Genomic DNA, 25,620 nt, shown 5'->3' on the forward strand with positions numbered 1-25,620 from the left:
TGAGAGTGGTAACAAATTAACAGGGGCGCTGTGCACCCGTCCATGGGCGCTCAAAGATGACAACCATGTCATCTCATACCCTGTTAATTTGTCACCTCTCTCCTTTTAATATTTAGCCACTTTTATACTTTAAGAGAAATCAAAAAACATCAATATATTGATTCCAAAAACTACTCTGTCTTAAATAACAACGCCCGAAGCAAGTCGGGCGTGTTAATAGAACCTTTACAAAGGTGATTGCTTAGCTTTCTGCAGCTGGCTTACGAACTCGAATGCTGAGTTCTTTAAGCTGCTCGGCTTCAACTTGGCCAGGTGCTTGTGTCATGACACAGGCGGCTGACTGAGTTTTAGGGAAGGCGATCACTTCACGAATAGATTCAGAGTTGGTCATTAGCATAACTAAGCGATCAAGTCCGAAGGCTAAACCACCGTGTGGCGGAGCACCATACTGCAAGGCGTCTAACAAGAAGCCAAATTTTTCGCGCTGCTCTTCTTTGCTGATTTTCAACACATCAAAAACTGTGTTTTGCATGTCTTGATTGTGAATACGAATAGAACCACCACCCAGCTCAACGCCGTTTAGCACCATGTCATAGGCGCGTGACAATGCAGTATCTGGGCTCGCGATCAATTCTTCAGCTGAACAAGACGGCATGGTGAATGGGTGATGCAGTGCGGTTAAGTTACCCTGGCTGTTTTCTTCAAACATTGGGAAATCGACTACCCACAACGGTGCCCACTCTTTCGTATAAAGGTCTAAATCTTCACCAATTTTGCAACGCAATGCGCCTAGCGCGTCGTTTACGATGCTGGCCTTGTCTGCACCGAAGAAGATGAGATCACCGTCTTGGGCGTCTAACCGCTCAAGCAAGGCTTTGCGTACATCTACGGGTAAGAACTTAACGATAGGAGACTGTAAGCCTTCTTCTAAATCCGCTTTGTTGTTGACCTTTATATAAGCTAAGCCTTTTGCACCATAAATACTGACGTACTTGGTGTAATCATCTATTTGCTTACGGGTCAGGCTGTTGCCGCCCGGAATTTTTAAAGCTGCGACTCGACCTTTTGGATCGGTTGCTGGTCCTGAGAATACTTTAAACTCTACGCCGGCCATTAAATCATTAACAGAGACTAATTCTAATGGAATTCGTAGGTCTGGCTTATCGCTGCCGTATTTCTCCATGGCTTCAGAGAATGGCATTTGTGCAAAGTCACCGAATTCAACATCTAAAACACTTTTGAACAATTCACGAATCATTGTTTCAGTGATGGCCATAATACCGGCTTCATCCATGAACGAGGTTTCAATATCGATCTGGGTGAATTCTGGCTGGCGATCTGCACGTAAATCTTCATCACGGAAACATTTTGCAATTTGGTAGTAACGATCAAAACCGGCCACCATTAACAACTGTTTAAACAACTGCGGTGATTGCGGCAAAGCAAAAAATGAACCTGGATGAGTACGTGACGGCACCAAGTAATCACGCGCGCCTTCTGGTGTGGCACGGTTCAAAATTGGCGTTTCAATATCGATAAAACCTTGATCTTCTAGGCTTCGACGAATAGCTGAGCTGATTTTGCTGCGTAAAATAAGCTTCTGCTGCATTTCAGGACGACGCAAATCTATATATCGGAATTTTAAGCGTGTGTCTTCACCAACGCCTGAGTACTCGTCTAACGGAAATGGCGGGGTGGCAGATTTATTCAGTACTTTGATCTCACGGCCAAGCATTTCCACTTCGCCAGTACGCATATTTTTATTAACGGTGCCTTCTGGACGTGCACGCACTAAACCGGTAATTTCTATAACATACTCACTGCGCACTTTATCGGCAGTGTTAAAGCTTTCTTCGGCATCTGGGTCGAATACGACCTGCATTAGCCCTTCTCGGTCACGCACATCTAGGAAAATAACACCGCCGTGGTCACGGCGACGATGGACCCAACCAGAAATGGTTACAGTTTGATCAATATATGAGCTATCTAGAGCTCCACAGTACTGGCTACGCATTGTTTATCCCGATTCAGTTTCTATTCGCAAAGGTGGAGTATTATACAGGGAAAAATAAAAGAATTAACCCGATTAATGAATGATGTAAGATATAACCGTTTGATTTTATTAAATTTGGCAGCTTTTTTATGAAACTGAAGCTTAATATGTACAAAATAGCTTATTTGATGAGTGTTTTTCTATCTTTTTCGGCTTTAGCAGAGTCGAACGATGGTGACCTTGCCAATGCATTAAGTAGAGCACTCAATCAAAGCACCTCATTTGAAGACCCCTATGTAGGGCAAGTTTGGTTGGCCGCCATGTCGGGCAAACTCGAGCGGTGGGTCGAAGACCCTGATGAGCGTATTCAATTGCTGACTAAAATTCACGCCGAAGCCGCTCGGGCAAATCTTGAACCGGGCTTGGTTTTAGCACTAATACAGGTTGAAAGTGCTTTTAATGGCTACGCTATTTCTTCTGCAGGCGCTCGAGGCATGATGCAAATAATGCCATTTTGGAAAAAAGAAATTGGTCGAGATGACGACAACCTACTCGATATTGATACCAACCTACGTTACGGCACAACAATACTGGCGCACTATATAGAGGTTGAAAAAGGCAGTGTCATTCCTGCTTTAGCACGTTACAACGGCAGCCGCGGCCAAACTTGGTATCCGAGAAGAGTATTAAACTACTGGTACCAATATTGGCGCTACCAAGATGATTAAATGCTAACCGGTCATAAAACCCGTTAAATTCTCTACTGGGTGTGGCTCAACATCTACGCCAGCTACCACAGAAAATCTCGGCCCTTTATTAAGCGCATCCACCATTTGTTCAAGCGCAGCCTCTGTCCCCGTGACCAAGACCTCTACTCGTCCATCTGGTAAGTTTAATGCATAGCCCGTAAGGCCTAGCTCTTTCGCTGCCTTCTTACAAAACAGCCGATACCCTACTCCTTGTACTTTTCCATAGACTGACGCCTTTATTGTATGTTGCATAGCCAATCAGCTTCTCCCTTATAGTCGGTGTCGAGCATATCAGTAATAAATACCAAAGCAAAAACTACGTTTTAACCCTGCAATTAGACCATTTCAAAGCCAGCCACCTGAATATAACGCCAATAATGTGACCCAGTTCACATGAATTACATTAAATACTTCACACTTCAAAAACCAGTCTACTTTATATAGTAAGACAACTATAGCTTAGCAAATCAACAGGGAGGGGAAGCTAATGAGCATTGCATCATTGCGACTCAAGTTGCCAGAGCAGAATTTGCATATTAGCCGAGATAGCGCTGCGTTATATCGTGACGTGCTGGTTAACCAAGTCTTGAGCGTGGCAGATTTTGATCAGCATTTAGAAAAGGTACTCACCAACTTAAGAAACTTAAATCGCATGCCACTTGGTGGCGATACACGGCTTTCTTTAACGGAAAGCCTAATCAACCAATATATTTTATTTATACGGCAAGTTCGCAATGGCAGTTTAGTGTTATCAGCGGTGCAATTATCGAGCTTACCTGAGCTCAACCGCGAGTTTGCATTCGCCACCAAACTACTACTGCGCGATGCTATTCCTCATTCGAAAGAAGAGCTGGCTAATTTCGTTTACTGGGTGATCTGCTCATTGAGCGAACAACTGCAAGATTACAGTGCACAGCGCCGTACTCAACCTGATGGCTTATGGGGAGAATTGAACCGTGTTTACTTCTTCGCAGAAACTAGGTATTTAACCGACTTCCATAACAACAAACCGGACAGTCGAGATATTGAAAGCCGATATAAGCAGTTATTGTTATTTCAAGCAGCTCAACCCGATCACTTGAATGATAAAGAGCAAACAATGCTAGATTGCTACCTTACCAAATGGTCATTTCGAGCTCACTTACGCCATCAAGAATCTCGTGATTTTAATTCACGCTACTTTTACCTAGATTTAGAATTATCTAACGGTGCAGTTTCTGCGAGAACCATCGAAGGCGTCGCTAACGATGAAAATATCAGAGCTCTCAACCCATTACCCATTATTGAACAAGTAAGACTGCATATGAGTCAGCTACGCAAATCCATGTCAGCTGACAAGATTGGTTTCCCAGAGGGGTCCGATAATATTGATGCATTCATGACACTGAAAAAAGTTTTATTGTCTTGGAAGCAAGAATCTACGCGCCGCTTTGAACGAGCCGTCTGCGCGATGACGGCACGCACAGCAATAGGCCTGAGTGCAATTCACCAATATTTACGTTCGCCTAAATCACATGATGATAAACTTCTAAGCAGCTCAACGGTTAACATCAGCAAAACCGGAGCATGCGTCAAGCTAGACAAAGACAACAGTAACTTAGAGCTTTCCGTTGGTGATGTTATTGTTCATAAACTTAGCAATGAAAGCAATGGCCGCCTTGCGGTGGTTCGCTGGTTGCAACGAGTAGGCACTTCTTTACTATTTGGTGTTGAATATATTATCGGTAATTTACAACCAGTCACCATTAGAGTTGAAGACAAGATCGCAGAAGCATTGTTGGTCTCTACCTCAGACAATGACTCTTTAATAACTCATAAAGGTTGCTGTGCAAGTAATACCCCAGTGCGCTTAAAAAATGTACGCCATGGCATTTCTCTGGATGCACGGGTTCAAGCATTAATTCAACGCGGGCAACATGTTGATCAAATACGTTTAAAGCGTAGTCAAATTGCTTAAACCAACATTAATACTCTAAATAGTCAAAATCGCGCTTTTCCAATTGGAAAGGTGCTTTTTTTTTACTACAATTGAACTAGATCGCCAACTCCTTGAATGTAAAGCACTATGCTTAAAAAGATTGATTTAGGTCATTTGCAAAATATTGACACTATGAGCATACTGGCGCCGCATTTACCCACCCTATTTATAAACGATTGGAAACGTATCAATGACCAATGCAATTAACACGTCCCAAGTACAGGAAACCTACAACTACAAAGTAGTTCGTCAGTTTTCTATTATGACTGTCGCCTGGGGTGTCATCGGCATGCTAGTCGGTGTCATTATCGCTGCCCAAATGGCCTTTCCTGAGCTAAATTTCGGACCATATTTCCACTTTGGTCGCCTGCGTCCACTGCACACCAACGCCGTTGTTTTCGCGTTTGGCGGTTGTGCATTAATGGCTACGTCATACTATGTAGTACAACGTACTTCCCAGGCACGTTTAGCTTTTGGTCCTTTAGCAAGCTTTACCTTCTGGGGCTGGCAAGCGGTGATTGTGGCGGCAGTTGTTACCCTGCCTTTAGGCTTAACTTCTACTAAGGAATACGCTGAACTTATTTGGCCAATTGATATCTTGATTGCGGTCGTCTGGATTTCTTATCTAGTAGTATTTGCTGGCACGATCATGAGACGTAAAATGCCTCATATTTACGTCGGTAACTGGTTCTACCTTGCATTCATTATTACCGTTGCGGTATTGCACGTTGTGAACAGTGCTGCGTTACCCGTAAGCGCCACCCAAGCTTATTCTGCCTATGCTGGCACCGTTGATGCCATGGTTCAGTGGTGGTATGGCCATAACGCAGTAGGGTTTTACTTAACTGCGGGTTTCCTAGGCATGATGTACTACTACGTACCTAAGCAAGCCGAACGTCCTATTTATTCATACCGTTTATCTATTGTTCACTTCTGGGCATTAATTGCTGTTTATATGTGGGCGGGTGGTCACCATTTGCACTACACTGCACTACCAGACTGGGCACAAAACCTAGGTATGGTTATGTCTTTAATCTTATTAGCACCAAGCTGGGGCGGCATGATTAACGGCATGATGACTCTATCTGGAGCATGGCACAAATTACGCACGGACCCAATTTTACGCTTCTTAGTGGTTTCACTATCTTTCTACGGCATGTCTACGTTTGAAGGCCCGATGATGGCAATCAAGACAGTAAATGCCCTCTCTCATTACACCGACTGGACTATTGGTCACGTGCACGCAGGTGCTCTAGGTTGGGTTGCGATGATCACTATTGGCGCGATGTACCACACTATCCCGAAACTTTGGGGTAAAGCTGAAATGCATAGCATAGATTGGATCAACACTCACTTCTGGTTAGCCACAATCGGTACTGTTTTATACATTGCATCCATGTGGGTTAACGGCATCATGCAAGGCTTAATGTGGAGAGCAATTAACAACGACGGTACATTAGCCTATAGCTTCGTACAGAGTGTCGAAGCGAGCTGGCCTGGTTATGTAGTTCGCCTAATTGGTGGTCTACTGTTCTTGTCCGGTATGATCTTAATGGCAGTTAACGTCTGGTTAACAATTAAAGATGGCGTCGAAGAGAAAAATGTCGACACTGCAGTGCCAGCGGCCTAAGGAGATAATATAATGAATCATGAAAAGGTCGAAAAAAACGTAGGTTTGATGGCTATTTTAATTGCCGTCGCAATTAGCTTTGGTGGTTTAGTTGAGATAATTCCATTATTTTTCTTAGACGACACAACTAAGCCAACGCCTGGTTTAAAACCACTTACTGCAGTGCAGCTTGAAGGTCGAGATATTTATATCCGTGAAGGCTGTCATACCTGCCACTCGCAGATGATCCGTCCGCTACGTGCAGAAGTTGAGCGCTATGGCGAGTACAGCCAAGCCGGAGAGTCTGTTTACAACCGTCCATTCCTTTGGGGTTCTAAGCGAACAGGCCCAGATTTAGCCCGCGTTGGTGGACGTTATAGTGATGAGTGGCATAAATCGCACTTATATGACCCTCGTTCGGTGGTACCTGAGTCTAATATGCCTGGCTTTACTTGGTTGTTTAAAGCAGAAATTGACAGTAACAAAACAGCTCAGAAATTACGCACGCTTAAACGTCTTGGAGTTCCTTATACCGATGAAGACATTGCCAGTGCGGCATCTGAAGTTGAAGGCGTTAAAGAGATTGATGCGCTTGTTGACTACTTGCAGAACCTCGGCACCGTTGTGACAGGTCGATAATTATGGATTTAAATGATCTTCGAGCGTTAGCAACGGTATTTACCACCGTTGCTTTCTTAATCGTATTCGTTTGGGCATACAGCAGTAAAAATAAGGCGCGCTTCGATGAAGCCGCCAATCTACCATTTGCAGATGACCCAGAACAACAGCCCAATAAGGGAGAAAACGAATGAGTTCTTTTTGGAATGCATACATATTTGCGTTAACAGGCTTTTTTCTTCTAGGAATCGCTAGCCTTCTTTATTTCACTCGCCGTATGCCAAATAACGAAAAACCAGGTGAAACAACCGGCCATTCATTTGATGGTATTGAAGAATACAATAACCCCATGCCTAAATGGTGGTTGAATATGTTTTACATCACTATCGTCTTCGCACTTGGCTACTTGATCTACTACCCATTAGGTAACTGGGATGGTTTAGGAAAGTGGACCTCCATTAATCAGTTGGAGTCTGAAACAGCTGCCCATGACGAGAAATACGGGGATATTTTCCGCCGTTTTTTGGAAACGCCAATTGAAGAGCTGCAAGAAAGCGCTCAAGCCATGCGCATGGGTCAGCAATTGTTTGTGAATAACTGCTCCTTGTGTCATGGTCAAAACGCACAAGGCTATTATGGTTTTCCAAACTTAGCAGACAGTGATTGGTTGTATGGCGGTTCTGCTGATCTAATTAAACATTCGATAGCCGAAGGCCGCGATGGCCAAATGCCAGCGTGGAAAGATACCTTAGGAGATCAAGGTGTTTCTGCGGTAACTGAATATGTTCTGCAAATTTCTGGCAATGAGCACGTTGCCTCTCAAGCTAAAAAAGGCGAAGTGATATTCCAGCAAATGTGTATGGCATGCCATGCTGCAGACGGCACAGGTGTCCAAGCCTTGGGTGGACCTAACTTAACCGATGACATTTGGTTATACGATGTTCCAAACCAAGACTTACGACGTGATATTATCACCACTGTCAGTAACGGTCGTGCGGGTAACATGCCTGCATGGCAAGACATTTTAGGTGAAGAAAAAGTACACCTATTATCTGGTTACGTTTATAGCTTAGGTAATTAAAATGTAAGGGAGGCAACGCCTCCCTGCTTTCATCCATAAAGGCTAATATAATTCTTGTTTGAGTCTTTATGAATGAAAGTAACTGGTAACGAGTTCTAATGACTAAGCAAAAATCAAACGCTGCAAGTTCTCCAGAAATCATCTCGACCGATCTATATCAGGCCAGAGAAAAAATCTACGTTCGCCGAATTAAAGGCTACTTTCGCAATCTAAGAGTCTTTGGGGGTTTATTTTTATTCATCCTCTATTTTGGCATCTTATGGTTAGATTGGGATGGCCGTCAGGCTGTGCTTTTTGACTTACCTGCTCGCCAATTCCACATTTTTGGTATTACTTTTTGGCCCCAAGATTTCGCCTTACTTGCTTGGGCACTAATTATTGCTGCCTTCGCATTATTTTTTATCACCGTCTACGCTGGGCGAGTTTGGTGCGGTTACACCTGCCCACAAAGTGTGTGGACATGGATATTTATGTTTATCGAAGAAAAAACAGAAGGTAAACGTAATGCTCGTATTAAACTCGACAACCGCGGTTTTTCTATCGGTAAATTGCTACGAAAAATCGCCAAACATGTACTTTGGACATTAGTGGCGTTAGTGACCGCTATAACTTTTGTGGGTTACTTTGCACCCATTAAAGAACTGGTACCAGACTTAGCTACTTTCCAAGCACACGGCTGGAGTGTTTTTTGGATTGCTTTCTTCACTTTAGCAACATACGGTAACGCTGGCTGGCTTCGTGAACAAGTGTGTATTTATATGTGCCCTTATGCTCGATTCCAATCGGTCATGTTCGATGCTGACACCCTTATTGTTAGTTACGACGCAGCTCGCGGAGAAAACCGTGGTACCCGTAAACGCGGTGTAGATCCTGCTAGTTTAGATCTCGGTGATTGCATCGACTGCGATCTTTGTGTCCAAGTCTGCCCAACGGGCATCGATATTCGTGATGGCCTACAGTACGAATGTATTACTTGTGCAGCTTGTATTGACGCATGCGACAGCGTCATGGAAAAAATGAATTACGATAAAGGCCTAATAAGTTATACCACCGAGAACCAGCTCGCCGGTAAAGAAACCCACATACTAAGACCAAGACTCATTGGTTACGCCAGCGCCCTATTAATTATGGTAATAGCGTTTTCTTGGGTACTGTATAGCCGTGTCCCTCTTGAATTACATATTACTCGTGACCGTGGCGCCCTTCATCAAATGACTGGCGATGGCCTTATCCAAAATAACTATTTACTCAAAGTTATTAACATGACCAACATTCCACAAACTTTTAATTTAACGGTTGAGGGCATGGATGGCTTAGTATTCCGAAGCGATACTGAAATATCTGTTCGCGCGAGTGAATCTGAAAGCGTAACCGCGACTCTCGTATTGCCTCCGGAACTGAACGAACTGCCTACGAATAAAATTCATTTTAAAATCGAAAGCATTAATGATGATTCACTGAAAACCAAATCAGAGAGTCGCTTTTTTGGTCCAGCTAATTTTTAATATTGGAGATAAACTTGATTAACGAAAACACACCTTGGTACAAACAGTTTTGGCCTTGGTTTATTTTATCACCACTTATTATAGTTATCTTTGCTGGATTCTGGATGCTTTATACAGCAATTGTGACTAACGATGGCGTCATTATTGATAACTTTTATAAAGATGGCCTAGGCATTGAAGTTCGTACAGAGCAAGACAGTGTTGCTCGTGATTTAGGCTTAAAAGGTGATCTTCGTTGGGCCGGTCAAGATCTCCAGCTTTCCTTATCGGGCGTGATGACTGGCTACCCAGATCAACTTTCTTTTTTAGTGGTTTATCCAACGAAAAGCTCACGTGACATCAAAGTTATCTTAGAGCATCAAGGAGCAGGTTTATACAGTGGGCAGATGACAGAGAAAACTTCTGGAACTCGTCAATTACAACTAGAGCCTGTCACCGAGAGTGGTGATTCAATGTGGCGCCTGCATGCAAAAGCCGTCGTTCCACCTCTTTCTAGTCAATTGGTACTTTTACCTAAAACGGAATGAACACTTCACATTGCTTCCATTGCGGCTTACCTAACCCTCACAACCCTTTAATTTTAACGGTTGACGGAGAAGATAAGCCGTTTTGCTGTATTGGCTGTCAAAGTGCAGCCAATACGATTATTAGCTCGGGCCTAGGTGACTATTACAAATATCATCAACCTGATCAGACCCCGCTATCTATTACGCTTTCTGAAAAGCACCAGCAAGAATTTAACTTACTCGACCGCCCGGATGTTCAAAGCCAATTCGTTCGTCAGCAAGACGAAACTCTTGACCAAGCTATTTTTCTTATTGAAGGGATAAGTTGTTCAGCTTGTGCTTGGCTAATTGATAAGCGGCTTTTGCAATTAGATGGTGTTGCCTACGCTCAGGTAAACTCGGCAACTCATCGGCTTTCTATTAGCTGGCATCGCGACAAATTAACATTATCCACTATTGCCAAAACACTATTTTTGATCGGCTATAGACTCAGTCCGTTTGTACCGAGCGAAGAAGACCAAGTAATTCAACGCACCCAACGCCAATATATTTTAAGGCTAGGCGTTGCTGGAATTGGCATGATGCAAGCCATGATGAACGCGGTCGCACTCTATTCTGGGCAAATCATTGAACGGCATGAACTTTGGCTTTGGTGGACCAGTTTATTTCTGACCATTCCGGTCATATTAATTTCAGCGCGTCCGTTCTTCACTTCAGCTTGGCGTGCCTTAGCCGCCAAACAAATGTCAATGGACGTGAGTGTTTCCGTCGCAATTTTGAGTGCTTTTGTCGCCAGTGTCTGGGCGACGATAACCGCCTCGGGCGAGGTGTATTATGAATCGGTAAATATGTTCACGTTTTTTTTAGTGCTGAGTCGTTTCTTAGAGTTTAGGGCCCGAACGCACTCAGCGCATCAACACAAAAACACCATGGTTTTACCTACTCTGTGTCGGAAAATATCAGAAGGTGAAACCGTTCAATGCACAGTCAATGATTTGAAAACTGGCGATATTGTCGAAATTTTGGCCGGTGAAGTTTGCCCAATTGATGGCGTATTGCTTTCTGGCAGCAGTCAATTCGATGAGTCCAGCTTTACGGGTGAGTTTGCGGGAATTCAAAAAATACCCGGCGATAAAGTTTTAACAGGGTCGGTCAATTTAGAGTCTGCCGTTAAGGTGAAGGTTGTCGCTTTAGGTGCGCATAGCTCCTTTAACTTGTTGAGGCAACTTATCGAACAAGCCGGTAACGATAAACCACGCCTTGCTGAACTCGCGGATAAAGGCTCGCAACAGTTTGTTTGGACAACGCTTATTGTGTCTCTGCTGATTGGAATCTTTTGGTATTTTTACCAGCCCGAACGCGCTTTTTGGGTGGTTATCAGCGTATTAGTCGTCACCTGCCCTTGCGCGTTAAGCTTGGCAACACCGACGGCATTATCACAAGCCTTAAGTAAACTAAAAAAACAGGGGTTAATCTTAACTCGTGGCTATGCGCTCGAACGCTTAGCTCAAATAGATACGATAGCCTTTGATAAAACTGGCACGCTAACTGAAGGAAAGTTTAGTGTTGTGAGTATTGCGCATATTCCCAATTCACTTGAGTTAAATTGGTCTGATCAAGACCTTTTAGCCGTGTGCCACCAACTTGAAAAGCACAGTGAGCACCCTATCGCCCAAGCTTTCCCGGCTATTACTTCTCACCACAGCCCTGTTGATGTCAGCGACATTAAATCGGTGACAGGTCATGGTATTCAAGGGTCAACTGAACTGGGTACCGTGAAGCTAGGTAACGCTGAATTTACAGAGCAGCTTGCTGTCGAGAGTTTGGATACCCAGCTATTTTTGACCATAAACGGCCATTGTATTGCGCAATTAGGTCTAAATGACAAAATACGTTCAAATATTGGTCAATTGTTTGCAGAACTAGACAGCTTGAACGTCAGTGCAGCCATTATTACCGGTGACCCTAACGCAAATGCTCAGGATGCCTTTATTGAACGCGGTTTAACCGGCGAGTATTTTTTTAATGCTCGCCCGGAAGAAAAACTCAACATTGTGCAACAAAAGCTACCGTACGCTGCATTTGTCGGTGATGGCATCAATGATGGCCCTGTTTTAGCCGGGGCTCATCTCTCTATCGCGGTTAACAATGCCACCGACTTAAGTAAAACGCAGGCAGATGCGCTGTTGCTCAATGACAACCTTATGACAATCGTCCAGGGGATTCATACCGCACGTAAAACCAATCGGATTATTAAGCAGAATTTAGCATGGGCTTTGGTGTACAATTTAATCGCGTTACCGATAGCAGCAATGGGGTTCATATCTCCTTGGCAGGCGGCTATTGGAATGTCTGTTAGCTCTTTACTGGTTGTTGGCAATGCCATTCGGCTTAGGAAATAAAATGGATATCTTACTTCTACTCATTCCAGTCACCATGTTTTTGCTTAGCGTAGGCGTAGCACTATTTTGGTGGACCGTCCGTAGTGGGCAGTATGACGATTTAGACAGTCCAGCCCAACGTATTTTATTTGATGACGACGACCACCTGATCCCGACCAAACGCCCTAAAAACTAATGCTTAACTCCTTAATCTCAGCATTTATTATAGGTATAGTCTCCGCTGGTCACTGTTTCGGTATGTGTGGCGGTTTAGTGGTTGCCGCTGGGTTCAATAGCACTCATAAATCCTACCTATGGCTGTATAACATCGGTCGAATATCGACTTACGTTATCTTAGGTGCGCTATTTGGCCTAACCTCTGCCGTTTTACCAGATACTGCGGTTCCTATTCTAAAAGGCTTGTCAGTTATTTTATTAATACTGACCGCATTCTATTTTATGGGCATTACATCGGCCGTCACTTCACTTGAAAAAGCGGGATTACCGATTTGGCGCAAAATACAACCGCTAACACGCAAGTTATTACCGGTTTCCTCTGCAAAAGCCGCTTTATCGCTCGGTTTACTCTGGGGGTTTATCCCTTGCGGTTTAGTTTACACGGCTCTGGCGTTCGCAATGAGCCTTGGTAATTCAGTTAATTCAATGCTAGCGATGCTGGCATTTGGCTTAGGTACTTTCCCGGCCATGATCTCAGTAGGCTTAGCGGCTAACGTGGTACGCCCGTTACTTGCCAAGCGGTCGGTCAGAGTCGGCTTGGGTAGTGTACTGTTGATTACAGCGTTAATATTGGCCTATTCGACATTTTTTAATGCAAGGTAATAGCATGGATTATATTTTTGGCTACGGCTCACTGATTTGTGAAGACAGCCGCAATCGAACCGGGACCAGTGGCGCTGCCTACGCAATTGAAGTTGACGGCATCAGCCGGAACTGGTCAGTCCATACGCCAGATTGGCCAGCGACAGCCGTTAGCGTACAGCAAGTCGACACGGCGCGTTGCACTGGTGTTTATTTTGCCGTCGATAAGGACAACTTAGCTCAGTTTGATAAACGAGAACAAGGCTATGACCGTATTGAGATACCTTGGCATAAAGCAGCACCTGTGTGCGATCAAGCACTGCCGTGCCAGGGCAAGCTCTGGGTGTATGTTGGTACACAAAATGACGTTACGCCCCTGCCAGAGCGCCCTATCATGCAAAGCTATTTAGACGTTATATTAAATGGTTGTCTGGATTTTAATGAGCACTTCGCCGTGCGTTTTTTACAACTGACAGGCCATTGGCAACATCTCATTGATGATCGACAATCACCTAAATACCTAAGGCCGTTATCGTCGACTGAACGTTTAGCCGATATCGACCAGCTTATTAAGCAACATCAACCCGAACTTTGGGCTGATCGGAAAACTTTAGAATAACGGCGCTTCTCTGAGAATAACGCTGTTCTAGCATTTACTGATTGCGCCACTCATGGTACAACACGCGACCAAATTTACTCCAAGATAGAAGACTCATGACTGACACCCTGATCGGCAAAGAAAAACTCGAATTTAACAAGCTCCAAAAGAGACTGCGCCGTGATGTAGGCAAAGCTATTGCCGATTACAACATGATTGAGGAAGGCGATAAAATAATGGTCTGCCTTTCGGGTGGGAAAGACTCATTTACCATGCTCGATATTTTGCTAAGTTTGCAAAAAAGTGCGCCCATATCGTTTGAACTAGTTGCCGTAAATTTAGACCAAAAACAACCAGGCTTCCCTGAAGAAATTTTACCAAATTACCTGAAAGAACTGGGTGTGAGTTACCATATCTTAGAACGCGATACCTACACGATCGTCCAAGACACTGTACCAGAGGGCAAAACCACCTGTGGAATTTGTTCACGCTTAAGAAGAAGCACGCTTTACGCCTTTGCAGATCAAATAGGTGCCAATAAAGTGGCACTAGGTCATCACCGAGATGACATAATTGAGACGCTGTTCTTAAATATGTTCTATGGCGGGAAACTAAAAGCCATGCCGCCAAAGCTGTTGAGCGACAGCGGCTCTAACGTTTTAATACGGCCAATGGCTTACTGTCGAGAAGCGGACATCGTTAATTTCTCAAAAATCAAAAACTACCCAATTATTCCGTGTAATTTGTGCGGTTCTCAAGAGAACCTCCAAAGACAAAACATTAAGGCCATGTGCCAAGACTGGGAAAAGAACTTCCCCGGACGTATCGAAAGTATTTTTAGGAGCATGGCGAATATTTCGTTATCTCAATTGGCCGATCGCAATAATTTTGACTTCGAGTCATTGCAGGTTTTGGGCATTCCTGCCGTTAATATTGACGAAAATAGCCAGTTCGCGCCAATGGCCACAACCACCGTCAATACTTGGGAACCAAATACTGTAGAGTAAAGTGTACCTTCGTATTACACTTTGTGGTTAATAGTGTATTATTGATCTCTATCAATTTATTTATGTCAGTGGAGTTGTCCAAATGGCGTTATCTACCGCCTGCAAAAACTGCAGCCTTCATCCTTTGTGCTTACCGCTAGCCTTATCTATAGAAGATATGGACTCTTTAGATTCCATTATCAAGCGTGGCCGACCCATTCAAAAGGGTGAACACCTATTTTATCAAGGTGATGAATTTAACGCGATCTACGCAGTTCGCACCGGTACTATCAAAACTTACACCTTGACGAATGAGGGTGAAGAGCAAATTACGGGCTTTCATCTTGCCAGTGAGCTAGTTGGCCTAGAAAGTTACGACTCTATTACTTATCCATCTTCAGCAAAAGCGCTTGAAACCACCAACGTGTGTGAAATTCCCGTTGATAAGCTTGATGAATTATCGGGCAGAATGCCTGAATTACGCCGCCAACTAATGCGCTTAATGAGTAAAGAGCTCCGTGATGAGCAAAAAATGATGTTATTGCTAAGTAAAAAGAGCGCAGAAGAGCGAATTGCTTCGTTTTTAATTAACTTAGCGGCACGCTTTAAGCGCCGAGGTTTTTCTGGAACATCGTTCCGGCTCACTATGTCGCGTGCAGATATTGCTAACTATTTAGGTTTAGCGGTCGAAACCGTCAGCCGTGTCTTCACCCGCTTTCAGAAGCAAGGTTTACTAGACAATACCGGTAGTGCCAAAGATATTGTTATCAGTAACTTTGACGAACTCACCAATATCGCCTCACTTGCGGAGTGCGAACGTTTAGAATTAGGCATCGCCTAATTCTCATTTAAAACATAGATCAGCACATTCGTTTAAAGTGCTGATCCAAATCAACCCTTTGTTAATCCAATTGCCTACACTTGATTCATTAATTGAATAAATGAAAGGTGAATTATGTATCTCGATATCGTTGTCTTATCTGGAATTGGCGTTGTCGGTCTAATGATCGCGTTTTTTGGTGGTGTCTACTATTTTCTGCGTAAAGACGCACAGCAAAACAAGAAAAAATAAGCCCACTCAGCTTTGTCGTTCCTTTAGATAAGATTGGATTAACCACCCCGCTATCGTTAAATTAGGCGGGTATTTGGGTAGGTCATCTAATTTAAACCAAGCTGCGTCGGCTATTTCTCCTACCTGAGGGGTTATTTCTCCACCTGCATATTCCGCATGAAACCCAAGCATGAGCTGATTTGGGAATGGCCATGTTTGGCTATTCAAATAACGAATATTTTTTAGTTTTACTCCAACTTCTTCCTGCACTTCTCGAATAACCGCCTGCTCTGCTGATTCGCCCGTTTCAACAAAACCCGCCAACGTGCTGTACCAACCGCGATCTCGGTGCCTTTCGCCCTGAGCCAACAATACTTGGTCGCCATTGGTGATAAGTACAATAATACAGGGTGATATTCTTGGGTAGAATCGTAAACGACAAGGTTCACAAGTCAGTGCAAATTCAGTCACTATTTGCTTTGTTTTTTGGCCACACTGGCCACAAAACTGGTGTTGAGCGCGCCACTCTAACAAACCTTTCGCGCGCGATGCTAACATAAACAAAGTTTCGCTGACTAAGGCAAGGTCTCGTAAGGTGATGGTTTCCGTACCCGCGGCTTGAATAACCTGACCAGTGAAGTAGGGTTTATTATCGAGCAAGCCAATAAACTCTAGTTTATCTACGTCGAATGGGTGGTCAGTTGCAGACCAAACGGGGTTTCCTTCCTCACATAACAAACGCCCTTCGTGCCAAAGTAATAATCGGCCGTTGTTATCTGGCGTATTGTGACGAAAAGGCAGTTCTATTTGGTGCTGTCCAAGCTCGTAAAGCATAAAAGCTAGCCTTTAAAGATGTTTAATGGCCCGCATAGTCTCATCTTCTTGGCTAATTTCAAACCCAAATCTATGCGCTAAACCAAGCATAGCGCCATTTTCTGGCAGTATATCGGCGACTACGGCACTGGCATTTATTTTAGCGGCATAGTCGAAGGTTTTGCGCATTAACATAGATGCTAAACCAGTCCCTTGTGTATTAGGGGCGACCATGATGGCAAACTCTAACTCATTGGTATTGATATCAAGCCACAGTCTTTGCTCACCCAACATGACACCATTTATTTCAGCTATAAAGACCATCTCACGGCGGTAGTCAATTTGGCTCATGGTTGCCAGTTCAAGATGTTCAAAGTTCATCCGACTATAGAAAAAACGCAAGCGTAACGACTCTGCATCGAAGCAACCGAAAAAGCTCTTCAACATTGGCTCATCTTCGCCTCGAATCGGCCTTATAAGAACTGTACGCTTGTCTTTCAGAATTACCGTTTCTTCAAATTCTACCGGATAAGGGTTCAAAGCAGGTCGAATTTTCGGGCCTTGGTCAACTGCGACGCCTAAAACTAAAGGCTCTTGGCCATACTGCATTAATAAGTTTATTTCGACGCCCTTTAGTCGAGGAAGGTCAATGACCATTTGCGACAACGTAATTAAGGCATTGATTAGCTTTACCATATCGCCATCTATATCTTCACTGCGTTCGAGTAAGACTTGATAACCATGCGATTTTTTTATCAGGTGTTTTGCTAAGGTTGAATTTAGTGGCGCAAGGGACACTTGGCGGTCGGCCAACATGTCGGCATGTGAACCACCTTCACCAAAAAATACTAAGGGCCCATAGGTTTCTTCACGGGTAATCCCTAGACTAAATTGTAGGGCGTCTACTTTGCGCCGCATAGGCTGCACAGAAAACCCCAACACTTTTGAATTGGGAAGGCGCTTCGCTTTTTCTTCGACCAGTTCCTTATGGGCTCGAAGTAAGGCATCTCGATCAACTAAATCTGTTTTAGCTCCGCGCCACCGCGCGGCAGGTACATGTTGATAGGCAAAGGGGTAGCTATAGGTTTCATGAATAATTCTTAGCGCAGCCGGATAATGCCGCTGATGGGCATTATTCGCTAGGTTTTTAAAGTCGACATCAAATAGGCTTTCGACCAAGTGAAAACCATAAAGTCGCATAAGTTGGCGCGATTCTGGCCAAGTTAAATAATCACGATTCGCTTTGCGTGCTTTATAGAGCACTGCTTTAGCATGCTTCACATCTGCAACAAACCCTAATGCATCGGTGGTCGGGGTTTCACGCATTTGTTCTTGCGCAGACTGGTATTTAGCCAGTGTAAGGTAGGCTTCTACTGCATCGGAAGGTGTATCGAAACTCAAAAGCCCTGCGCCATCAAAAGCCTGCCGAGCCTCTCTTGTTGTCAGGCCACCTAGAAAGCATGTCAATATAAGTCGTCGACTGCGTTTAATATAAGGCAACAACGCTTGAGCAAAATCAAAACTCGTCGACGCCCTATTTGGGCTGTGTATCAGTAAAATAACGCCTATCTCATTGATTTTTTCTAATTGCTTCAACGCCCCGATATACTCTTTGCCACCCGCCTGTGTGGGTAGGATAAACGGATTGCCAGTCATTTCTTTTTGATACCATGCCATGCTGGACAAGGCATCATTTAGCTCAAACTTAGACAATTCACCAGCATGCCCCTCAAGGTACTGGCGAGCCAAAAGTGACGTGCCTAGTCCGTTACCGACAATGGTTAGGTTTCTGCGATAAATTGGCTTCGCTCGGCTCAATACTTCTAGGCCAGAAAAAAGACCGTCTAAGGTATCAACTTTTAGCGTGCCTGCTCTTGAAAAGTATTCATCGTCAATTTTACTTAAATCAATAATACCGGCCGGTGCATTACTATTTGGCCGCGTCCGAATGGCAAGTACCTTTTTCGAGCGGGATGCTGCCCTCAACGCAATTAGGAGCCGATTAGAGTCTCGTATCTGCTCTAAATGAACTAAAATCGCTTTTACTCGGCGGTCGGAGGCAAAAAAATCGACAAAATCCGAAATACGTAGATCCGCACTTGCCCCTACAGTTAAAAAATGGGAGAAACCGATGCCTCTTCCGCCTGCCCAATCGAGTAACGCTGAACCGAGGGCTGCGGAGTGACCAACATAGGCGGCATGCCCTGGTAAGGCATCAATATGCGTATAGCTAGCATTCAAATGGTGATCGGGAACTAGAATTCCGAGGCAGTTAGGACCCAGTACTCGAATACCTAAGCCCTTGGCTAAATGACGTATTTTACGGTTTTGTGTATCAGATTGGCTTAACTGCCGAGCCATGCCCCCAGTTAAAATCATCGCCGACTTTAGGTTAAGCCGACCCATTTGCCGCAAAACACTGGTAATTCCGTTACCAGGAACACAAATAATAACTAAATCGATATCTTCCTTAATTTCACGTAAATAGCGTACACAAGGGAAACCATGAACATGGCTATAGCCCTTTAAATTCACACCATAGACGGTGTGTTCAAAGCCTGAATCTTGAATATTTTTTAAAACAATCCCGCCTAAACTGTCTTCACGCTCAGATGCTCCAATGACAGCGATTGATTTAGGATAGAAAAACGATGTTAATTTAGGCATATTGAACCAAAGTCGTGATGCGATTCCCCTACTCTAGACGTATACTGTTTAAAAACAATGGCCTAAATCAAAAATGACTCCAACAGCGTTAATTTATCATCCTAATTGTGAACTTCATGATATGGGAGACGACCACCCTGAGTCGCCAAAGCGAACCCAAGTCATCATGAACAAACTCGAAGAAACGGGTTTGATGGAAAATTTGACGGTGTTGGAAGCTAGTAAGGCCACTAACGAGCAAGTTTTGCGTGTACATCACAAAACTTATGTAGAGCAATTAGAAAAGATAAACCCCACGCATGGCTTAGTCAGAGCCGATGCCGATACGTTAATGGGCCCTCACACCTATGAAGCGAGCTATCTTGCTGCCGGTGCGGGTATTCAAGCGGTCGATGGTATTGTTAAAGGTGAATTCAAACGAGCTTTTTGTAACATAAGGCCCCCGGGACACCACGCCGAACCCGCCGCCACAATGGGTTTTTGTTTTTTTAACAACATCGCAGTGGCTGTAGAGCACGCGATTCGCCAGCACCAAATGAAACGCGTTGCCATTTTAGATTTCGACGTTCACCAATGCAATGGCACCATTGAAGCCTTCGCAGACCGTTCAAATGTGATGGTCTGCACTAGCTTTCAACACCCGTTTTACCCAAACAGTCACTGGGCTAATAAACATCCGCATATTGTTTTAACGCCGTTGGTCGCTTTTTCTGATATTCGAGACTTGAAACATGCTTGGGAAGAGCAATGGTTGCCCGCATTAATTGAGCACCAGCCTGAGATGGTTTTTATTTCAGCTGGGTTTGATGCGCATTCACAAGATGTCATGGGTCAATTAAATTGGCAAACTGAAGACTACTACTGGCTAACTCGCCAAATTGTTGAATTTGCTAATCAATACTGTGATGGGAAAGTTGTGTCAATTTTGGAAGGTGGCTATCACCTTCCAAGTTTAGCTGACTCTGCTGCGACACATATTCAAGCGTTATTAGAAAACTAAGACTCTAATAAATCTCGATACAGCACTTCTCGCTCGGGCTCTTCTAGACTAATTCGCCCCAATGCACCATTGCGCAAATCTTTTAAAATAATTTCGCTAACCTTATGCCAATCAACACTGCCGCCTTTAACGCAGGCTCTATGGCGGGCTATCGCCTCCATACACTCCATGGCTGTCTCTGCAATTGATTCTAACTTATATCGTTCTTTAAGTGCCTCTGGGTAGCGCTGAGCGAGATAATCTACCGCAAATAGTGCAATATCTTCATATTCTACAGCTGTATCTCGAATTGCCCCAGATGCCGCCAAACGATAACCACCTAATTCACTGTCTGGCGAGGGCCACATAATGCCAGGTGTATCCATCAGCGTGAAATCGTTTGCGATTTGAATTCTTTGCTGAGCACGGGTTACAGCAGGCTCATCTCCAACGCGAGCAACTTTTTTACCTGCAAGGCCATTGATGAGCGTAGATTTACCAACGTTAGGAATCCCTACCACGACACTGCGGATAGGCTTACCAATTCCGCCACGATGCGGGGCAAGTTTTCGACATAAATTAGGTATGCGTGCGAGCTGCTTTTTATCTTGCATCACGATAGGTAGCACGATGATGTTTTTTTCTTTTTCGTAAAAACGTTGCCACTGTTCTGTCACTTCTGGATCTGCTAAGTCCGCTTTACTCAGCAAGCGTAACACGGGCTTATCGCGGCGAACTTTCGTCAAGACGGGGTTCATACTCGACAAAGGGATACGGGCGTCCAATACTTCTATTACAACATCAATCTTAGGGATAATTTCACTAATTTGACGCCTGGCTTTGGCCATGTGACCTGGAAACCAATTAATTTTTGCCATTATTCTACTAAACCACTAAAAAAAACCTATTGTAGCACAGTTATTTTCGGTTCCCTTGCAGTCCTCCGGTATGTAAAACCGCGATTTTCTTACTCAGTAGCGTTTTATCTTGCTGCAATCTTGATTGCACTGCATGAAACACTTTTGTGGTGTAGACAGGGTCTAACTTTATCCGGTTTTGCTGATAAAACACTTCTGCAAATTCTTCTTGCTCTTGGTTCAACGAACCAAACTTTTTACCTGTATGGCCAGACCACAACTCATACTGATTTTCGCTAACGCCCACTTCAGCAAGCTTTTGCTTTAAACCTTGGTAACCATCTGGATCATTAAAGACAGGTATACCAATTATTTTAACATGAGCGGGGGCCGATAATGCTAAGCCAGCCAGGGTGGTGCCTGAGCCAACAGCAGTAATAACGATATCTGTATCTGATGCAATGCCTGACCACCATTGCTGCCCGCCTACAATAGACTCGTTGCTCCAGCCACCTTCTAAAATAGCCTTACTACCTGGGTACTCTGATTGCCATTGCTGCCAAAATTCCTCTTCATAACGCTGCTGGTAGTCTACTTTGCTGAGCCAATGCAAGGTCATTCCCCATCGTTGGCAGTCTCGTAAAGTGGGCGTTAAAGGTTGCTCAGGATAGCCTTGAACTAAACCAACAGACGGCATCCCGTGTGCATGGGCTGCAAAAGCAAGTGCATGTAAATGATTAGAATAACGGCCACCCACTGACATCACCGTTGTGCCTGCTCCTTTCTCGAGTTGCTCAAAAACTGGAATGAGTTTGTAGAGTTTATTTCCAGAAACGACGGGGTGAAGTAAATCACCCCGTATAATACTGACATTGCGGTAGCCGAACCATGAGGTGGCCACTAAAGGGGCGATTGGGATTGCTTGCATAAACGTTAACTAGATCTTCGGAACATCGCGACATTACCACTATCGACTCGGTGTTTAGTGCATCGGTCATTTACGCCTGCTTGGAAATCAGAAGGGGTATCAATGCGCTTTACAGGAATATGGCATTCACCACACTCAGGGTTGTCGTAGTGCAATAGCCAACTTTTATATTGACCTAAAGTTACGCTGCATTTTTGCGCTGCGAATACCAAAGGTTTCTCAAGGTAATCTTCTAGTTGACGAGCGGGTAAGCTTATATGGCCTGCTCCGGCATGGTAAGCCACAAAGACTAACTCTAAGCTTTCCATTTTATCAAATAAATCTGATGAAGACGTTTCTGCGGCTTCAGCCTCAGCTAGCTCTTGCTTAACACCTTCAAACTTAGTATCTAACGCTGCTAAGGCGCGATTGGCTTCTTGCAACTTAAACTCTGTTGACTTTGACTGCTCTTTCAAAGCTTTGTTTTCAACTTCGAGAGCTTTGTTTTCAACTTCAGCCTGGCTAAGCTGACCTGATTCTTGAGTAGATTTTGCTTTTTCAGATTCAAGCTGCGCTGTTATTTTCTCAAGCGAACCTTCTAGTTGGGTGACTTTCGCCGCTAATGAAGCCGCTTCCGATTGCTTATCGGTTAGGAGTGTTCGTAAACTCTCTATTTCCTCACTACTTGAATCTGCTACGCGCTGATTCTGCTGTTCAAAGCTTGCTAACTTGGCTTGTAGCTCAGTTGCAATGGCTTTTTGTTGAGTCACCTCATCTTTCAGGTCATCCATTTCCACGCTTTTTAACGTGAGTTGCTCTTTAAGCTCGACAACTTTCTCAGATTCTTCATCATCACTTGAACGCTGATTACGCAGTAACGTTAGGTACTCATCTTTCAAGTCATCATATTGTGATTTTTGAGTTTCAGTTTGATCTTCAAGTTGAATGTGGTCACGCTCAAGCCGTGAATTACGTGCCTGAATTTTCTCGAGCAAAACTTTGTTATGATTCGCTTGTTGCTCTAACTCTTGCGCTTGATGCCGATAAGTTTGCGTTTCATTGCGCATTGCCCGCTTAACTTGATCGATTTCATCTTTATATTTTTCATCTAAGCCATGTAATGTTTGCTTCTGGCGTTGAACCAACATATCTACTTGTTTTTGAAATTCTTTTGCTTGTGCTTCTAATTTTGCATTTACATCAATCGCTGGTTCCGGAGTTAATGTAGGGACCTCGACAGTTTCAGATATAACAGGCACTTCTGGCGCAGGCTTGCTAACTGGCGCGACCATTAAAGTTGGAATATCGTCATTGTCTAAATCGGTAACTATTAACCCGAGCTTATTACGTTTAACTGCATCTCTCAGTAGGACGAAGTGATTGACGCCATCTTGACTTGGCTCCCACAGCTCACGTTGATACCACGAAACTGAGCATTGACTGCGACAGGCCAAACGAATCGGTCCGGCGCCTAAATCTGGACCTGGGCCCGCGTTTTCTGCCAAATGGCGAAGTGGGATATTCCAGTCTTCATCGGCAAAGCCTCGATCATTGAACTCGATAGTAAAGGTAACAATGCTGTGAATCATTAACGAGTGATTTATTTTCACATAAGCTGCATTCACTGTTTTATTGGCGAGTTCGGAAACGCCCACGACACCATCGAGTACAGCTTCAAATTCGGAATAACGCATTTCTTTGATAACGGCTTTTTTTCCGAAAAAGCAGATTGCCTCAAATAACTCTTTGTTCTTCCTGGATGACATAGATAGCCTCAAAACACTCTCTGATACTGCGGGTCACGGTATATTTAGTATTCGAATAGTACGAAATAATCTAGCGTATATCTGTGACTATAACGACAGTTACCACTTTATTTATAATTATTTTTCGAAAGTGTGAACTTGTCGGTGCTCAATATGCGAATTTAAGCCATTTTAACAGCGTTTTTACGTTAAATTCGGCCTAGCACTCTAAATCAGTCAGTTTAACGGTGCAAGTCATCATTACGGTATTGGTAATTGCTCTAAAGTGCGAGCCGAGGGGGAGGCTGTGCTAGATCGAGGCATATTAGACTCAATCCATACTGAAGGCTGAACTTATGACATAACCTTAACAAAGGCTCTTCAATAGTCGCACCAATGATGCGCTGGTTTCTCGGCTATTAATGTTTTCGAAGCCTAATTCGAGAGATTTAGCACTTTGGTTATCCGTTTTTATACCGGCGGAGGTATGTATTTCTGTCGCTGAAGTCTCTGCTAATATTTCCTCAATATTACTTGCCGTCACACCTGAGCCAGGCATCACAACCATATTTTCAGGTGCCGCGCCAATAAGCTGCTTAAGTTCAGGTATCGAATCGACTGCTTTAGTAAGTCCTCCAGAAGTTAAGACTCTATCGACACCTAAAATACCCAGCTTGGGGAGCGCCGCTAACCTATCTTCCGGAGTTAACAAATCGACTACTCGATGTACTGTAATATCAAGGCCTGCTGCTGCTAAACACAACTGTTTCAACGCAGGCCAATCCAAACCCACTTCTGTACCAACACCAAAAACCACCCCAGATAAACCCAAGCTTTTTACGTGAATTATCTCCTGGATCATTCCATCAATTTCTTCGGGTGAATATTTGAAGCTTCCTGCTCTTGGACGAACCATGACGTGCACAGGAACGCCCACTTTTTGTGCTTCGGTTAACAACGCAAAGGACGGTGATAACCCACCCACCGATAATGCTGAGCATAGCTCTATTCTATCGGCGCCATTATCAACTGCTGTATGCAGGCCATTTATTGTATCGACACAAATTTCAAGCAATACCACTAGTTAAATACTCCTTTTTGTTGGGTGTGCACTGATGGCAAGGAATAACAAATGCTACACAACTAGAGCTTGCTACAGGCATACTGAACGTTACGATAATGTTAATGATATAAATCGGAATGTTGCACTAAAATAGTTTGGAAAAGAAGCACTGCATAGATGAGAAGAGACTTGGATAAAGAAGAAGTGGCGGAACGGTCAGACAGATGCGGTTCGACGCTTCGATCCGGCATTCCGGCTCGCGGCCCTAAGCTAGGCTTCGGTCGCGATGTTAAGCTGTCACACTTAACGTTCCTTTTATACTTAGGAAAAGTGGCGGAACGGACGAGACTCGAACTCGCGACCCCCGGCGTGACAGGCCGGTATTCTAACCAACTGAACTACCGCTCCAGGTAGTAATTTAAAGCCTTGCGGCTTGTTAAGCAGTCACACTTAACGTTCCTTTTATACTTAGGAGAAGTGGCAGAACGGACGAGACGCGATGGTCCGGCATTCCGGCTCGCGGCCCTAAGCTATGCTTCGGTCGCGATGTTAAGCTGTCACACTTAACGCTCCTTTTATACTTAGGAGAAGTGGCGGAACGGACGAGACTCGAACTCGCGACCCCCGGCGTGACAGGCCGGTATTCTAACCAACTGAACTACCGCTCCGCATTATGGTGGGTGTGAACGGGTTCGAACCGCTGACCCTCGCCTTG

At 44.2% G+C, this 25,620-nt stretch carries 24 protein-coding genes and 2 tRNA genes; 16 read left to right on the plus strand and 10 right to left on the minus strand.

The window, feature by feature from the left end:
- Positions 1-241 precede the first annotated feature (241 nt).
- Entirely contained in the window at positions 242-2,014 is a 1,773-nt protein-coding gene (gene aspS / locus ACI882_RS09130) for an aspartate--tRNA ligase (RefSeq protein WP_411746148.1), read from the minus strand.
- A 128-nt stretch (positions 2,015-2,142) separates the two neighbouring features.
- Here aspS and ACI882_RS09135 point away from each other — a divergent pair, with 128 nt between their 5' ends.
- Positions 2,143-2,721 (plus strand): lytic transglycosylase domain-containing protein, encoded by a 579-nt coding sequence (locus ACI882_RS09135; RefSeq protein ID WP_411746149.1) that lies wholly within the window; start codon positions 2,143-2,145, stop codon positions 2,719-2,721.
- Between the two features lie 3 nt (positions 2,722-2,724).
- Here the strand turns inward: ACI882_RS09135 and ACI882_RS09140 are convergent, their stop codons facing one another.
- The gene (locus ACI882_RS09140) at positions 2,725-2,994 is read right to left on the minus strand and encodes an acylphosphatase (RefSeq protein WP_411746150.1); all 270 of its coding nucleotides are present in this window, start codon (positions 2,992-2,994) and stop codon (positions 2,725-2,727) included.
- A gap of 235 nt (positions 2,995-3,229) precedes the next feature.
- On the opposite strand from ACI882_RS09140, the gene ACI882_RS09145 reads away from it, so the two are divergent.
- The 14 genes from ACI882_RS09145 (at position 3,230) to ccoM (ending at position 15,895) form a co-directional block, all read left to right on the plus strand.
- Positions 3,230-4,699 (plus strand): hypothetical protein, encoded by a 1,470-nt coding sequence (locus ACI882_RS09145; RefSeq protein ID WP_411748466.1) that lies wholly within the window; start codon positions 3,230-3,232, stop codon positions 4,697-4,699.
- Positions 4,700-4,910: 211 nt separating this feature from the next.
- Complete coding sequence (ccoN, locus tag ACI882_RS09150) at positions 4,911-6,350, plus strand: cytochrome-c oxidase, cbb3-type subunit I (RefSeq protein WP_411744334.1); 1,440 nt, start codon at positions 4,911-4,913, stop codon at positions 6,348-6,350.
- Between the two features lie 12 nt (positions 6,351-6,362).
- Positions 6,363-6,968 (plus strand): cytochrome-c oxidase, cbb3-type subunit II, encoded by a 606-nt coding sequence (ccoO, locus tag ACI882_RS09155; protein ID WP_411744333.1) that lies wholly within the window; start codon positions 6,363-6,365, stop codon positions 6,966-6,968.
- A 2-nt stretch (positions 6,969-6,970) separates the two neighbouring features.
- On the plus strand, positions 6,971-7,141 hold the full coding sequence (locus ACI882_RS09160) for a cbb3-type cytochrome oxidase subunit 3 (protein ID WP_411744332.1): 171 nt from the start codon (positions 6,971-6,973) through the stop codon (positions 7,139-7,141).
- Complete coding sequence (gene ccoP / locus ACI882_RS09165) at positions 7,138-8,028, plus strand: cytochrome-c oxidase, cbb3-type subunit III (protein WP_411744331.1); 891 nt, start codon at positions 7,138-7,140, stop codon at positions 8,026-8,028. Before ACI882_RS09160 ends, ccoP begins: the two co-directional genes overlap by 4 nt.
- Before the next feature lie 98 nt (positions 8,029-8,126).
- Complete coding sequence (ccoG, locus tag ACI882_RS09170; protein ID WP_411744330.1) at positions 8,127-9,533, plus strand: cytochrome c oxidase accessory protein CcoG; 1,407 nt, start codon at positions 8,127-8,129, stop codon at positions 9,531-9,533.
- Positions 9,534-9,547: 14 nt separating this feature from the next.
- Positions 9,548-10,060, plus strand: coding sequence for a FixH family protein (locus tag ACI882_RS09175; RefSeq protein ID WP_411744329.1), 513 nt, complete (start codon positions 9,548-9,550; stop codon positions 10,058-10,060).
- Complete coding sequence (locus tag ACI882_RS09180) at positions 10,057-12,441, plus strand: heavy metal translocating P-type ATPase (RefSeq protein WP_411744328.1); 2,385 nt, start codon at positions 10,057-10,059, stop codon at positions 12,439-12,441. Before ACI882_RS09175 ends, ACI882_RS09180 begins: the two co-directional genes overlap by 4 nt.
- A gap of 1 nt (position 12,442) precedes the next feature.
- Positions 12,443-12,616: a cbb3-type cytochrome oxidase assembly protein CcoS gene (gene ccoS, locus ACI882_RS09185; protein ID WP_411744327.1), complete on the plus strand. Its 174-nt coding sequence runs from the start codon at positions 12,443-12,445 to the stop codon at positions 12,614-12,616.
- Positions 12,616-13,260 carry a sulfite exporter TauE/SafE family protein gene (locus tag ACI882_RS09190; protein WP_411744326.1) on the plus strand — a complete coding sequence of 215 codons (645 nt, stop codon included), beginning with the start codon at positions 12,616-12,618 and terminating at the stop codon, positions 13,258-13,260. Before ccoS ends, ACI882_RS09190 begins: the two co-directional genes overlap by 1 nt.
- Positions 13,261-13,264: 4 nt before the next feature.
- Complete coding sequence (locus tag ACI882_RS09195) at positions 13,265-13,858, plus strand: gamma-glutamylcyclotransferase family protein (RefSeq protein WP_411744325.1); 594 nt, start codon at positions 13,265-13,267, stop codon at positions 13,856-13,858.
- Between the two features lie 95 nt (positions 13,859-13,953).
- Positions 13,954-14,844 carry a tRNA 2-thiocytidine(32) synthetase TtcA gene (gene ttcA, locus ACI882_RS09200; RefSeq protein ID WP_411744324.1) on the plus strand — a complete coding sequence of 297 codons (891 nt, stop codon included), beginning with the start codon at positions 13,954-13,956 and terminating at the stop codon, positions 14,842-14,844.
- An 82-nt stretch (positions 14,845-14,926) separates the two neighbouring features.
- The gene (gene fnr, locus ACI882_RS09205) at positions 14,927-15,664 is read left to right on the plus strand and encodes a fumarate/nitrate reduction transcriptional regulator Fnr (RefSeq protein WP_411744323.1); all 738 of its coding nucleotides are present in this window, start codon (positions 14,927-14,929) and stop codon (positions 15,662-15,664) included.
- Between the two features lie 114 nt (positions 15,665-15,778).
- Positions 15,779-15,895, plus strand: a complete 117-nt coding sequence (gene ccoM / locus ACI882_RS09210) for a cytochrome c oxidase subunit CcoM (RefSeq protein ID WP_411744322.1) — start codon at positions 15,779-15,781, stop codon at positions 15,893-15,895.
- A gap of 6 nt (positions 15,896-15,901) precedes the next feature.
- Here ccoM and nudC read toward each other — a convergent pair whose 3' ends face one another.
- Together nudC and ACI882_RS09220 are read right to left on the minus strand one after the other, a co-directional pair.
- Complete coding sequence (gene nudC / locus ACI882_RS09215) at positions 15,902-16,708, minus strand: NAD(+) diphosphatase (RefSeq protein ID WP_411744321.1); 807 nt, start codon at positions 16,706-16,708, stop codon at positions 15,902-15,904.
- Between the two features lie 12 nt (positions 16,709-16,720).
- Positions 16,721-19,354, minus strand: a complete 2,634-nt coding sequence (locus ACI882_RS09220) for a GNAT family N-acetyltransferase (protein ID WP_411744320.1) — start codon at positions 19,352-19,354, stop codon at positions 16,721-16,723.
- 73 nt (positions 19,355-19,427) lie between these two features.
- Between ACI882_RS09220 and ACI882_RS09225 the strand changes: the two genes are divergently transcribed.
- Entirely contained in the window at positions 19,428-20,354 is a 927-nt protein-coding gene (locus ACI882_RS09225; protein WP_411744319.1) for a histone deacetylase family protein, read from the plus strand.
- Here the strand turns inward: ACI882_RS09225 and ylqF are convergent.
- The 6 genes from ylqF to ACI882_RS09255 form a co-directional block, all read right to left on the minus strand.
- Entirely contained in the window at positions 20,351-21,211 is an 861-nt protein-coding gene (gene ylqF, locus ACI882_RS09230; RefSeq protein WP_411746812.1) for a ribosome biogenesis GTPase YlqF, read from the minus strand. The two genes, ACI882_RS09225 and ylqF, sit on opposite strands and share 4 nt — an antisense overlap.
- Positions 21,212-21,251: 40 nt before the next feature.
- Positions 21,252-22,118: a 1-aminocyclopropane-1-carboxylate deaminase/D-cysteine desulfhydrase gene (locus tag ACI882_RS09235; protein WP_411746813.1), complete on the minus strand. Its 867-nt coding sequence runs from the start codon at positions 22,116-22,118 to the stop codon at positions 21,252-21,254.
- Positions 22,119-22,123: 5 nt separating this feature from the next.
- The gene (locus ACI882_RS09240; protein ID WP_411746814.1) at positions 22,124-23,863 is read right to left on the minus strand and encodes a hypothetical protein; all 1,740 of its coding nucleotides are present in this window, start codon (positions 23,861-23,863) and stop codon (positions 22,124-22,126) included.
- A gap of 346 nt (positions 23,864-24,209) precedes the next feature.
- Positions 24,210-24,923, minus strand: coding sequence for a copper homeostasis protein CutC (locus ACI882_RS09245; protein ID WP_411746815.1), 714 nt, complete (start codon positions 24,921-24,923; stop codon positions 24,210-24,212).
- 313 nt (positions 24,924-25,236) lie between these two features.
- Positions 25,237-25,313 (minus strand) — tRNA-Asp (locus ACI882_RS09250).
- Between the two features lie 183 nt (positions 25,314-25,496).
- Positions 25,497-25,573, minus strand: a tRNA-Asp gene (locus ACI882_RS09255).
- Positions 25,574-25,620: the final 47 nt, after the last annotated feature.

It is taken from the genome of Reinekea sp. (genome assembly GCF_046710285.1).
Lineage (GTDB): Bacteria > Pseudomonadota > Gammaproteobacteria > Pseudomonadales > Natronospirillaceae > Reinekea.

What these genes read in the sequence shown, in the direction of transcription:
- ACI882_RS09235 (WP_411746813.1), bottom strand. Translation starts at nt 22,118, where the DNA reads ATGCAAGCAATCCCAATCGCCCCTTTAGTGGCCACCTCATGGTTCGGC.
- ACI882_RS09180 (WP_411744328.1), top strand. Translation starts at nt 10,057, where the DNA reads ATGAACACTTCACATTGCTTCCATTGCGGCTTACCTAACCCTCACAAC.
- ACI882_RS09145 (WP_411748466.1), top strand. Translation starts at nt 3,230, where the DNA reads ATGAGCATTGCATCATTGCGACTCAAGTTGCCAGAGCAGAATTTGCAT.
- ACI882_RS09240 (WP_411746814.1), bottom strand. Translation starts at nt 23,863, where the DNA reads ATGTCATCCAGGAAGAACAAAGAGTTATTTGAGGCAATCTGCTTTTTC.
- ylqF (WP_411746812.1), bottom strand. Translation starts at nt 21,211, where the DNA reads ATGGCAAAAATTAATTGGTTTCCAGGTCACATGGCCAAAGCCAGGCGT.
- ccoS (WP_411744327.1), top strand. Translation starts at nt 12,443, where the DNA reads ATGGATATCTTACTTCTACTCATTCCAGTCACCATGTTTTTGCTTAGC.
- ACI882_RS09135 (WP_411746149.1), top strand. Translation starts at nt 2,143, where the DNA reads ATGAAACTGAAGCTTAATATGTACAAAATAGCTTATTTGATGAGTGTT.
- ACI882_RS09225 (WP_411744319.1), top strand. Translation starts at nt 19,428, where the DNA reads ATGACTCCAACAGCGTTAATTTATCATCCTAATTGTGAACTTCATGAT.
- ccoN (WP_411744334.1), top strand. Translation starts at nt 4,911, where the DNA reads ATGACCAATGCAATTAACACGTCCCAAGTACAGGAAACCTACAACTAC.
- ttcA (WP_411744324.1), top strand. Translation starts at nt 13,954, where the DNA reads ATGACTGACACCCTGATCGGCAAAGAAAAACTCGAATTTAACAAGCTC.
- ACI882_RS09160 (WP_411744332.1), top strand. Translation starts at nt 6,971, where the DNA reads ATGGATTTAAATGATCTTCGAGCGTTAGCAACGGTATTTACCACCGTT.
- ccoO (WP_411744333.1), top strand. Translation starts at nt 6,363, where the DNA reads ATGAATCATGAAAAGGTCGAAAAAAACGTAGGTTTGATGGCTATTTTA.
- ccoM (WP_411744322.1), top strand. Translation starts at nt 15,779, where the DNA reads ATGTATCTCGATATCGTTGTCTTATCTGGAATTGGCGTTGTCGGTCTA.
- ACI882_RS09220 (WP_411744320.1), bottom strand. Translation starts at nt 19,354, where the DNA reads ATGCCTAAATTAACATCGTTTTTCTATCCTAAATCAATCGCTGTCATT.
- ccoP (WP_411744331.1), top strand. Translation starts at nt 7,138, where the DNA reads ATGAGTTCTTTTTGGAATGCATACATATTTGCGTTAACAGGCTTTTTT.
- ccoG (WP_411744330.1), top strand. Translation starts at nt 8,127, where the DNA reads ATGACTAAGCAAAAATCAAACGCTGCAAGTTCTCCAGAAATCATCTCG.
- aspS (WP_411746148.1), bottom strand. Translation starts at nt 2,014, where the DNA reads ATGCGTAGCCAGTACTGTGGAGCTCTAGATAGCTCATATATTGATCAA.
- fnr (WP_411744323.1), top strand. Translation starts at nt 14,927, where the DNA reads ATGGCGTTATCTACCGCCTGCAAAAACTGCAGCCTTCATCCTTTGTGC.
- ACI882_RS09140 (WP_411746150.1), bottom strand. Translation starts at nt 2,994, where the DNA reads ATGCAACATACAATAAAGGCGTCAGTCTATGGAAAAGTACAAGGAGTA.
- ACI882_RS09195 (WP_411744325.1), top strand. Translation starts at nt 13,265, where the DNA reads ATGGATTATATTTTTGGCTACGGCTCACTGATTTGTGAAGACAGCCGC.
- nudC (WP_411744321.1), bottom strand. Translation starts at nt 16,708, where the DNA reads ATGCTTTACGAGCTTGGACAGCACCAAATAGAACTGCCTTTTCGTCAC.
- ACI882_RS09190 (WP_411744326.1), top strand. Translation starts at nt 12,616, where the DNA reads ATGCTTAACTCCTTAATCTCAGCATTTATTATAGGTATAGTCTCCGCT.